General features: G+C 59.6%; 12 protein-coding genes. 1 reads left to right on the forward strand and 11 read right to left on the reverse strand.

What is annotated here, in order from left to right; translation table 11 throughout:
* From ACUVTA_RS06955 to tgt, 7 genes are all read right to left on the reverse strand, one after another.
* A partial coding sequence (locus ACUVTA_RS06955; RefSeq protein WP_445952232.1) for a DUF711 family protein occupies positions 1-190 on the reverse strand: 190 nt, incomplete at its 3' end.
* Positions 191-277: 87 nt separating this feature from the next.
* Positions 278-559, reverse strand: coding sequence for an ACT domain-containing protein (locus ACUVTA_RS06960; RefSeq protein ID WP_445952233.1), 282 nt, complete (start codon positions 557-559; stop codon positions 278-280).
* A gap of 13 nt (positions 560-572) precedes the next feature.
* Entirely contained in the window at positions 573-1,475 is a 903-nt protein-coding gene (gene secF / locus ACUVTA_RS06965; RefSeq protein WP_445952234.1) for a protein translocase subunit SecF, read from the reverse strand.
* Between the two features lie 23 nt (positions 1,476-1,498).
* The gene (secD, locus tag ACUVTA_RS06970) at positions 1,499-2,740 is read right to left on the reverse strand and encodes a protein translocase subunit SecD (RefSeq protein ID WP_445952235.1); all 1,242 of its coding nucleotides are present in this window, start codon (positions 2,738-2,740) and stop codon (positions 1,499-1,501) included.
* Between the two features lie 18 nt (positions 2,741-2,758).
* Positions 2,759-3,418: an HD domain-containing protein gene (locus ACUVTA_RS06975; protein WP_123931251.1), complete on the reverse strand. Its 660-nt coding sequence runs from the start codon at positions 3,416-3,418 to the stop codon at positions 2,759-2,761.
* A 22-nt stretch (positions 3,419-3,440) separates the two neighbouring features.
* The gene (gene yajC / locus ACUVTA_RS06980; RefSeq protein ID WP_445952236.1) at positions 3,441-3,725 is read right to left on the reverse strand and encodes a preprotein translocase subunit YajC; all 285 of its coding nucleotides are present in this window, start codon (positions 3,723-3,725) and stop codon (positions 3,441-3,443) included.
* Between the two features lie 72 nt (positions 3,726-3,797).
* Positions 3,798-4,931: a tRNA guanosine(34) transglycosylase Tgt gene (gene tgt, locus ACUVTA_RS06985; RefSeq protein WP_445952237.1), complete on the reverse strand. Its 1,134-nt coding sequence runs from the start codon at positions 4,929-4,931 to the stop codon at positions 3,798-3,800.
* Between the two features lie 241 nt (positions 4,932-5,172).
* Here tgt and ACUVTA_RS06990 point away from each other — a divergent pair, with 241 nt between their 5' ends.
* Positions 5,173-5,727 carry an HPP family protein gene (locus ACUVTA_RS06990; RefSeq protein ID WP_445952238.1) on the forward strand — a complete coding sequence of 185 codons (555 nt, stop codon included), beginning with the start codon at positions 5,173-5,175 and terminating at the stop codon, positions 5,725-5,727.
* A gap of 95 nt (positions 5,728-5,822) precedes the next feature.
* Here the strand turns inward: ACUVTA_RS06990 and ACUVTA_RS06995 are convergent, their stop codons facing one another.
* Genes ACUVTA_RS06995 through ACUVTA_RS07010 form a run of 4 tightly spaced genes read right to left on the reverse strand, consistent with a single transcriptional unit; the run spans position 5,823 to position 9,675 of the window.
* Positions 5,823-7,031: an ABC transporter permease gene (locus ACUVTA_RS06995; protein ID WP_445952239.1), complete on the reverse strand. Its 1,209-nt coding sequence runs from the start codon at positions 7,029-7,031 to the stop codon at positions 5,823-5,825.
* Positions 7,028-7,705: an ABC transporter ATP-binding protein gene (locus ACUVTA_RS07000; protein WP_445952240.1), complete on the reverse strand. Its 678-nt coding sequence runs from the start codon at positions 7,703-7,705 to the stop codon at positions 7,028-7,030. The genes ACUVTA_RS06995 and ACUVTA_RS07000 overlap by 4 nt, the downstream gene beginning before the upstream one ends.
* Positions 7,702-8,946 (reverse strand): efflux RND transporter periplasmic adaptor subunit, encoded by a 1,245-nt coding sequence (locus ACUVTA_RS07005; RefSeq protein WP_445952241.1) that lies wholly within the window; start codon positions 8,944-8,946, stop codon positions 7,702-7,704. The genes ACUVTA_RS07000 and ACUVTA_RS07005 overlap by 4 nt, the downstream gene beginning before the upstream one ends.
* A 21-nt stretch (positions 8,947-8,967) precedes the next feature.
* Positions 8,968-9,675: a YIP1 family protein gene (locus ACUVTA_RS07010; RefSeq protein ID WP_445952242.1), complete on the reverse strand. Its 708-nt coding sequence runs from the start codon at positions 9,673-9,675 to the stop codon at positions 8,968-8,970.
* Positions 9,676-9,725: the final 50 nt, after the last annotated feature.

Here is a 9,725-nt window from a genome sequence, read left to right on the forward strand (position 1 = left end):
CAATCTCCTCCCCTACCGCTACCAGGCGCGCCGCACACCGGGTGATTTTAGCGTAGATTTTCCGGCAAGCCACCCGGGGATCCGCATCGGCGCAGTCGCGGAGGTTGATACCCAGCGTAATGGTGCGGATGTCCAACTTTTCTTCCTGGATCATCTTAATCGTCTCGAGAATCTCGTGAATGGTTAACATACTTCTGTGCCGCCACCCTCCTTAAATGATACAAGCCGCCCCCCGCTGCGGCTCGATCTGCACGCGCATAACCGCTACGCACATTCCTCAGATCCGGTGCATATAAACAAAAGCGTCCTCGTGCTGCGCATCGATCCGCACACCGAGCTCTTCCCCCTTTTCTTCGAGGCGGGCCTTCAGGGTGCCAAGATCAACCGTGGCGCGACTTATATCACAGATCATGATCATTGCTAAAAACTCCTGGAGGATCGTCTGGCTAATATCGAGAATATTCACGTTATGCGCCGCCAGCACCCCCGCGACGCCGGCGATAATTCCCACCCGGTCGCGCCCGAGGACCGTTACGATGATGCGCTTTGCGCCTTCCATAACCAACCGCCTCTCAGGCCCGCGCACGAGCCGAAACTTTACCGCCGGACGGCGCCTTTTTCTCCTTACCCAAACGCCGCAGGTCGTACCAGAGCGGGCTGGCGTTGCAGATGGAGCTGTAGCAACCACTCGATACGCCAACGATCAGCGCCAGGACAAAATTCTTGATGGTGCTCCCGCCGAAAAGGTAAAGCGCCACCAACACAAAGAGTACCGCTAAGACCGTGTTAATCGATCGCGCCATCGTCTGCCAAATGCTCACGTTGATCACATCTTCCAAAGGCCCAGGTACCCGCTTGGTTTTGATATTCTCTCGAATACGGTCGAAGATGATAATCGTGTCGTTGATCGAGTAACCTAAGATGGTCAGGACCGCCGCTATAAAGGAGCTGTCCACCTCGATCTGAAAAAGGGAAAAAACGCCGAGAACCACAAGGGCATCGTGTAGCAGCGCCGCCACCGCCGCCACACCCTGCTTGAACTCGAACCTGATGGCGATGTAAATCAGCATCAGTACAGAGGCGATAAGAACCGCCAGGATCGCTTTCTGGGTCAGTTCCTTGCCGATAACCGGCCCAACCTTCTCGTTTCGGAGCAGCGTCATCCCGCCTAAGCGGCTGTTGAGCGCCGCCACTACCTTGCCGCTTTCAGTTTCGTCAAGCGCCCGCGTCCGGATGATAAAGGTGTTCGGGCCGCTCTTCTGAATTAGGCTCTTCTCCAGCCCAAAGTCCGCAAGAACCTGGCGCACCTCCCGTGTTTCTACCACCCGCGTGAACTTAACGTCTAAAAGGCTGCCCCCGGTAAAATCGATGCCCAAGTTAAGCCCCCGCGTAGCCAGACTGATGATGCCGGGCAGAATAACGAGAAGCGACAAAGCGTACCAGATGAAGCGCAACCGAATAAAGTGGAGCCGCAAATGCCTCTACCCCCCTCGAAAGGTCACGCGCCGTAAAGCTTCGGGTTCTTGATAAGCCCCGTCCCCGCCACCAAGTGCAGGAGCCACCGGGTCATCGTAATCGCGGTAAACATACTGACCGCGATACCGATAGTCAGGGTAACCGCGAAGCCTTTAATCGGCCCGGTGCCGAAATAGTACAGCACAAGGGCTGCAATAACTGTCGTCAGGTTGGCATCAAAAATCGCTACGAAAGCCCGCTTAAAACCATCGTCGATCGCCGCGCGCAGGGTTTTCCCCGCTCGCAATTCCTCCTTGAGCCGTTCAAAGATGATGATGTTCGCGTCTACCGCCATCGCTAAGCTCAAGATGTAACCCGCAATGCCGGGCAGGGTCATGGTCACCTTCAAGGCCGTAAAGATGAAGAGGACGAGGAGAGCGTAAATGGTAAGGCTGAAATCGGCTATGAGCCCCGGCACCCGGTAGTAGAGGACCATAAAGAGCAGGATCGCTATTAGACCCACAGCACCAGCATAAAGCGACTTGTGCAGCGAGTCCGCACCAAGCGTTGGCCCCACCGTCCGCTTCTCGAGGACTTCGAGCTTAACCGGCAGGGCACCCGATTGCAGGAGCACCGCGACCCGGTGGGCCTCCTCCAGGGTAGCGTAGCCGGTAATCCGCGCCCGGCCGTTGGTGATCGGCTCCTGCACGACCGGGTTCTGAACCATCTGCCCGTCAAGGTAAATGCCAATCTTACGGTTCACGTTAGCCGTCGTAGCGTCGGCGAATTTTTTTGCCCCCACCGGGTTGAAGGTCAGATCGACCTCCGGCTGGTTGGACTGAGGGTCAAGTGCTTCCCGCGCCTCCTTAAGATCCCGGCCGGTGACGATTACCTCACCACCCTCGGTCTTAAACTCAAGGTAGGCGGTCTTAATCAGCGTTCGCACCACCTCGTCCGGGTCTTTTACGCCGGCAATCTCCACGATTACCCGCCGCGAACCCTGCTGTTGAATCACCGGCTCGGTGACGCCAAACCGGTTGATCCGCTCCTCCAGGATGCCGATTACGCGCTTCATCGCCTCGGGCGTCACTTTCGCTTCGGGCGTATCGACCGCCTGTAAGACCACGTGGACGCCGCCTTTAAGGTCGAGTCCTAACCGCACAAATTTCGTAACCGGTAACCAGGCAACCTTGACCGGCGGTTTTAGGGCAAACCAGGCCACCAAAGCTACCGCAGCCACCACTGTTAAGAGTTTTAAAACCTTATCCCACCGCACTTGCGTCACCTCAAACTTTTTTACACGTTAGAGAAGCTTGGCTCCGTTAATCATTAGCTCAAAATCAGCTTTTAAAAAGTTGGCCGCCCGGCGGCAGAGCGCCATCCGGGTCAAAAAAATCTCGAAGTACTCCATCACCGGGCAGATCTCAATGTCAATTGTCAGGTCCAGCGTGATTACCCGGCGCTCTTCCTTCACCCAAAGGAAAGAGTGTTCCACAGCGTAATTAACCCGGTCGTGGATGTCGAAACTTGAAAGGTCGGGGTTGCGGACGCGGGAACGGTGCACGTCGGATTTATCCGCGAGGATCAAAGCCGCCGCCACGTTACTCACCGGATGGCCGTACTCCTCCTCGTGGTTGGCGATCGCCGAAATAACCAACGCCACTTCGTCCGGCGGCATTCCCATATCGCTTAGAATCCGGTAGGCGATGACGGCCCCGGAAATGCCGTGGTTGTTCCGGCTCACCACGTTACCGATATCGTGCAGATACCCCGCAATAGCCGCAAGTTCCGCCTCCCGCGGGGGAAAGTTGAGGCGTTCCAAAATATTGCGGGCGATGGTCGCCACTAAGTTTACGTGACGGAAACCATGCTCGGTGTACCCCATCGCCCCGAGGAACTGGTTACCGTAACGGATAAAAGTCTCCACTACTGGGTTTTTCTTGACGTCGCTGGGGCTGATCACTGCTGTTCCTGCTCCAGCTCCTTTAATCTCTCGCGTTCTCCTTGCCCTTCTCTGCCACCTGGGCGATAGCCTGTTTCAAAACCTCAATGCGCACGTTATCAGCAACACGGAGGATAACCGAGTCTTCTTTTATCTTAACAACGCTGCCGTAAATACCACCAGCGGTGATCACCCGGTCACCTACTTTGAGATTCCGGATCATTTCCTGGTGCCTTTTCTGCCGCACCTGCTGCGGCCGAATAAGCAGAAAATAAAACAGGACAAAGAGTCCTACCAAGTAGAGCATCGAAATCAACTGCTGGTTCATTGCTGCCCCCCTTTCTGGCTTCGAAATCTAATTCGCGCTCCGCCTTACGAATCCTTTTTTCTGTAGAAATTTTTAGGCGTCACCTTCTGCCTCCAGCACCGTCCGGTTTCCGCCGCGCCGCTCGCGCCAACGCGCGCGGAGAAGGCCAAACTCGCCGCAGGCAACAGCCGCGCGGATTTCTGCCGTAAGCTTCAGGAGAAAATAAAGGTTGTGGGTGGTAAGCAGCCGCAATCCAAGAATTTCGCCCGCCCGGACCAGGTGGTGAAGGTAAGCCCGGCTATAATTTTGGCAGGCGTAGCAGTCACATCCCGGCACCAAAGGACCAAAATCGCGCGCGTAGCAGGCGTTGCGAATGTTGAGCCGGCCAAAAGGCGTCAGCGCCCCGCCGTGTCGTCCGAGCCGCGTTGGCAGGACGCAGTCGAACATATCCACCCCGCGTGCGACCGCTTCGATGATGTCGTCAGGGTGGCCGACACCCATAAGATACCGGGGTTTTTCCGGCGGCAAAAGCGGCACCGTCCAATCGAGTACCTGGTACATAAGTTCTTTGGGTTCGCCCACGCTCAATCCCCCGATGGCGTAGCCGGGAAAGTCGAGCGCCACCAGTTCCCGGGCGCTTTGCTCCCGCAGGTCCTGGTAGATCCCGCCCTGAACGATGCCGAAAAGAGCCTGGGCCGCAGTTTGGGCGGCCAGTGAGCGCGCCGCCCAGGCCGTCGTCCGGGCCACCGCCGCCGTAACCTCCGCGCGCGAAGCCGGGTAAGGCGGGCACTCATCTAGCACCATCGCGATATCCGAACCGAGGGCCTCCTGAAGCGCCACCACCTTCTCGGGAGTGAAAAGGTGTTCCAAACCGTCAAGGTGCGAGCGGAAGATTACCCCTTCGGCGGTCAGCCGCCGCAAGGGCGCTAGGCTGAAGACCTGGTAACCACCGCTGTCGGTAAGGATGGGACCGTCCCAGTGCATAAACCGGTGGAGCCCTCCGGCTTCCCGGATGATTTCCGTTCCAGGCCGGAGGTAAAGGTGGTAGGTGTTACCCAGAACCATCTGGGCGCCGAGAGCGCGGAGTTCCTCCGGGGTCATCGCCTTAACCGTCCCCTGCGTCCCCACCGGTATGAAAACCGGGGTATCCACCACCCCGTGTGGTGTGTAAAGCCTGCCCAGGCGCGCCGCACCGTCCTGCTTCAATATCTCAAAACGCAACGCCATCTTTTTCCCGCCGTTTTACTCTTAGGATTCACCTGCCATTGGCCGGTTACACACATTAACCCTATTTTCTCCGCCCCTCTTTTCCTTTGTCAAGGATTTTGCCGGCCAGCCAACCCTGTCCGGGGTGCTCCAGAAGCGTCACCTTACCTTAAAAAAACGCAAATCAGGGCTCACAAGATGCCACAACATCCTATTAAAATCTATTTGTAGTAAAAATCCCAACCACCGGGAGGTAACGTTGTTGTCCCAAGAAACCGCCTCACCACTCCATCACGAGTTAACCGTTCAAGAAAAGCCGCAGGAAGTCGGCAGCCAGGCCACGGCTGTCAAAAGAAACCATTTCCCCGGCCCGGCCGTCAAAAACTACCTCCTCCAGAGTCTTTTCGCTACTCTGGTTGTTTTTGTGGTCTTGCTCCTGCTAAGCCTGGAACACGCCGTCATTATCGCCTCTTTAGGCGCTTCGACCTTCATCGTTTTCGCCATGCCGCAGAGCGTCACCGCCCGCCCGCGGAACGTTCGCGGCGGTCACCTGGTAGGTACTCTCAGCGGCTGCCTCTGTGCTCTAATCCCGCACGCTGCGGGACTCTCTGCGATTCTTGTCTGCGCGCTGGCTGTGGGTACCTCTATTTTTGTCATGGTCCTTACCGGTACCGAACACCCGCCTGCCTCGGGTACCGCCCTGGGTTTTGCGCTCACCGGGTTTGCGCCGTCCGGGGTACTCGCCATCGTCACCAGTGCCGCCGTCCTTTCGCTGGTTCACTATTTTTTTAAGCCCCACCTCAGGGATCCCACGTAGGAGTTCACTGCAGCCCAGATGCAGCAAACCAAAGTTGCCCCTTTTGATAGTATGGTTACGGCATTAATTGGCGGCAACCGCATTTTGAGGGGCGGTCAGTGCTGGCGCAGCGCTTCAGCAGGGCTCAAAGCGGCCGCGCGGCTGGCCGGGTAGAGGCCGAAGAAGAGGCCGACCATAGCGGCGAAGCCGAAGGCCAAAAGCACCGTCCAGAAGGAGATGAGCGGCGGCCACTGGGCAAAGTGGGCAATCGCGTAGGCACCGCCAGCCCCAAAGATCACCCCGAAAAAGCCGCCCACCAGGCAGAGCGCTACCGCTTCGGCTAAAAACTGCTTCAAGATATCCGCCCGGCGAGCACCGAGCGCCTTAAGCAGCCCGATCTCCCGAGTGCGCTCCGTCACCGCTACTAACATGATATTCATCACGCCCACACCGCCCACCACCAGCGCGATCGCCGCCACCGAACCGATGACGAGGGTCATGATCCTCGTAACCTTGCCGAAAAGGGCCACCGCCTCCTTCATCGACATCCCCTTGTAGTGGATGCTGCTCCCGGGATGGCGGCGCTGGAGGATCTTGACGCTATCAGCAATAGCCTGAGGAACAGCGGCTTCGCTTACTGCCGCGCCGTGCAGCTCGTGGATCACCCGTGTGTTCAAGATTTCCTGGGCGAGGGTTATCGGGACGAAGGCGTACTTAGTCATTCCCATCGCGCTGAAGACCTGCGACGGCTGTTTCTCGGTCACCCCAATCACCGTTGCCGGGGTGTCCTGGATGAAGACCTGTTTCCCTATTGCGTTGCCCTCCGGGAAGAGCGTCTCCGCCAGTCCACCTTCTAACACCACCACCCGGCGGTGGCCGGCCACGTCCCCTTCGGAAAAGAAGCGCCCCGCGGCGAGGGGCAGGTTCATCACCGCGGTCATATCCGGCGTGGTGCCGACAAGCAGGCAATAGACCGGTTTCCCGTGTTCCCCAGGGTGGCGGATGCTGATAAACATCCCCGAAGTGGTCGGCGCCAACTTCGCCACCGCGGGAGAAAGCTCCTTGATCGTAATGACATCCGTCATCGTAAAGGTACCGGTAGTCGGCGCCTCCCCGCGCTGCACATCCACCGAAACGTTAAAGGCGCGGCTGGAGCCCATCCGTTCAATGTCCGCTAACAGCACCGCCTGGCCGCCTTGGCCGATCGCCACCACCGCGATCACCGCGGCGATGCCGATCGCGATGCCCAAGGTGGTGAGCAGCGCCCGCAGCCGGTGCGCCAACAAGTTTTCCACCGTCAGCCGGACAAGGTCCTCAATCCTCATCCGGCAGCCTCCTCCCGCACCACCACGCCGTCTAGGAAGTGAAGGATGCGTTGGGCGTAGGCAGCGATATCCAGTTCGTGGGTAACCATCACAATTGTCCGGCCTTCGGCGTGCAACTCCTGGAAGATCGCCATGATCTCGTGGCTCCGCCGGCTGTCTAAGTTTCCCGTTGGTTCGTCAGCCAAGATAACGGCCGGATCATTGACCAGCGCCCGCGCGATCGCCACCCGCTGCTGCTCCCCACCGGAAATGTTGGAGGGCTTGTAGTTCAGGCGGTGTTCCAGCCCCACCCGCCGCAGCAGCGCCGTTGCCCGCTCACGGCGCTCCTTTTGCGGCACACCAGCGTAAATCAAGGGCAGTTCCACATTCCGCAACACATCGAACCGGGGCAAGAGGTTGAAAGTCTGAAAAACAAAGCCGATCCTTTCGTTCCGCAGGGCCGCCAGTTCATTCTCGTCGAGAGAAGTGACTTCGCGCCCGTCAAAGTAGTACTTCCCCGCAGTAGGCCGCTCGAGACACCCCAAAATGCTCAAAAAAGTCGATTTTCCGGAGCCGGAGGGCCCCATTACCGCTACGAACTCGCCAGTCTTGATCTCCAGGGTAACGTTATCGAGCGCCTTAACCGCCGCTTCCCCGTGCCCGTAAATCTTCGTGAGCCCTTCGACCCTGATCACGGCTGCGCACCGCCAACCGCCCGGACCGGCTGGCCGTCCTTGATTTCTTTGGGGTTCAAGATCACCGTGGCGTCCGGCCTGAGCCCCGCACGAATCTCCGTATAAAGCTCGTTGGCCCCGCCTAACGTGACCGGCCGCCGCCGCGCCACACCTTTTTCTGCGGTATAAACGACCGGCCGCCCGCCTTCCTTGATCACCGCGTCGTTCGGCACCACAACCGCCCGGTGGGGTTTCACGCGGTGGATCACCACGTCCACCGTCGCCCCCGGCAGCAAGCCGGCGCCCTCCAGTATTATGTAAACCCGCACTACGTTCTCCGCCTGTTGCTGCTCAGTCTTCTTCGTTACCGCCGGCGCCACGCGGGAAACCTTGCCGCGCCAAGTCTTCCCGGGGCACCCCGCCCAGGTAACCACTGCCTCCTGCCCGGCCGCCACGCCCGCCACGTCCTGCTCGCTCAGATCCGCGACCACCCGCAGCCCCGCCGGGTCGCCCACCGTTAAAACCGGCGCGCCCGGCTGCAGGAAATCCCCCTCCTTCACCGCTATCTGAAGCACAACGCCACCAACCGGCACCGTAACCCGCCCCTTCGCCACCATCCGGCGGGCGTTCTCTAACGCCACCCGCGCCTGGTTCACCCGCGCCTCGAGCGGCGCGATCCGCCGCGAATCCGGCTCTTTCAACGCGGCCAGCCGCGCCCCCGCCGCCGTTACTTCCGCCTGCGCCCGGGCGTAATCGGTCTCGGCTGCCTCCAGCTCTGCCGGTGAAGCTGCTTCCTGTTCAACCAAGTAGCGGTAGCGCTCTACCCGCTTCTGCGCGGCCTGCGCCGCCGCCTCCGCCGCTTTTAGGGCGGCTTCAGCCTGCGCCACCTCCTCCGGTCGCGCCGGGGCAAGCGCCGCCGCCAACTCCGCCTCCGCCGCCTTGAGCGCCGCCTCGGCCTCTTTTACCCGGTCGTCCGCGTCGGCCGTGTCGAATACCGCTACCACCTGCCCGGCCGCAACCTGATCTCCTTCCTTCACCTTCAGCTCAAGGAGCCTGGCGGCAAAAGGCGCCACCACCGCCGCCTGCCGGATCGCTTCCACCTTGCCGGTGGCGAGCACCTTATCCTCAAAAAGCCGTTCCGCTGCTACGCCGGTTTTAACCGCCGCTGCCGGCGGGTGTATCCCGCGCCAGACGGCGGCCGCCACGACCGCCGCCACCAGCACCCCAGCGGCCGCCGCCAGCCAGAATCTTGCCCCGCGCAAAATTATCCCCCCTATTAGCCGCTATACGCTAGGCGGTGCAGGCGCCAGGCTGATCAACCCCGCCAGAGCCAGGGCCAACAACAGCCAGAGCGCGAAGAGATAAGCGGTCACGGTGCCCGGCTGCGCCTTCATCACCGCCGCGCCGCCGACACCCCAGAGAATCAGGCTCCACCAAGTAAAGGGGCTACAGTTGGTAAGGAAAAAGTAGAGAAAGCTCTTCTGCGGCGGTAAGAAAACCGCCAGGCTGAGCTGCGGCCGCAGGGTAAGGTTTTCGAGGGGAATAGCGAGAAACAAAAGGTTGGCGATAACCATGCGCAGAAAGATCGGCAGGTAACCGTAAACCGCCACCGTAAAGAGCGCCCCAAACGAAGTCCCCCGGGCACTCAACGCCGCAAAAAGCTGCAACAAAGCCGCCACCACGACCCAGGTAACCCAGGGAACTACCAACGCCCCAACGAAAAGGCCGCTAACCGCCGCCTTAGGTGCCAGCGCCTGCGCCTGCGCCAGCTTTTCCGGCGGCACCTGTGCCGCGCCTTGTTTGACCAGCCAGGCCGCGAAGGCGGCCGTTTTCGGCGCGATAATACCGGCCAGGAGCAAGTTCAGACCTACAAGTAAAAGCGCAGGTTTAAGCCAGTGTTGCTTCGCCAGCTCGGGGAAAACTTTTCCTGGTGAAAAGAGGAGTTGCCCCACCCTTCGCCAACCGCTCACCTGCCCGTCTTTCCCTGCCATCCGCCCCACCTCCTAAACAAAAGCTTTCGCCATCTCCAAACGATTTCCTT

It is taken from the genome of Thermodesulfitimonas sp. (genome assembly GCF_052743955.1).

Coding starts and splice junctions, on each gene's coding strand:
- tgt (WP_445952237.1), bottom strand. CDS start 4,931: ATGGCGTTGCGTTTTGAGATATTGAAGCAGGACGGTGCGGCGCGCCTG.
- yajC (WP_445952236.1), bottom strand. CDS start 3,725: ATGAACCAGCAGTTGATTTCGATGCTCTACTTGGTAGGACTCTTTGTC.
- ACUVTA_RS06960 (WP_445952233.1), bottom strand. CDS start 559: ATGGAAGGCGCAAAGCGCATCATCGTAACGGTCCTCGGGCGCGACCGG.
- ACUVTA_RS07010 (WP_445952242.1), bottom strand. CDS start 9,675: ATGGCAGGGAAAGACGGGCAGGTGAGCGGTTGGCGAAGGGTGGGGCAA.
- ACUVTA_RS06995 (WP_445952239.1), bottom strand. CDS start 7,031: ATGAGGATTGAGGACCTTGTCCGGCTGACGGTGGAAAACTTGTTGGCG.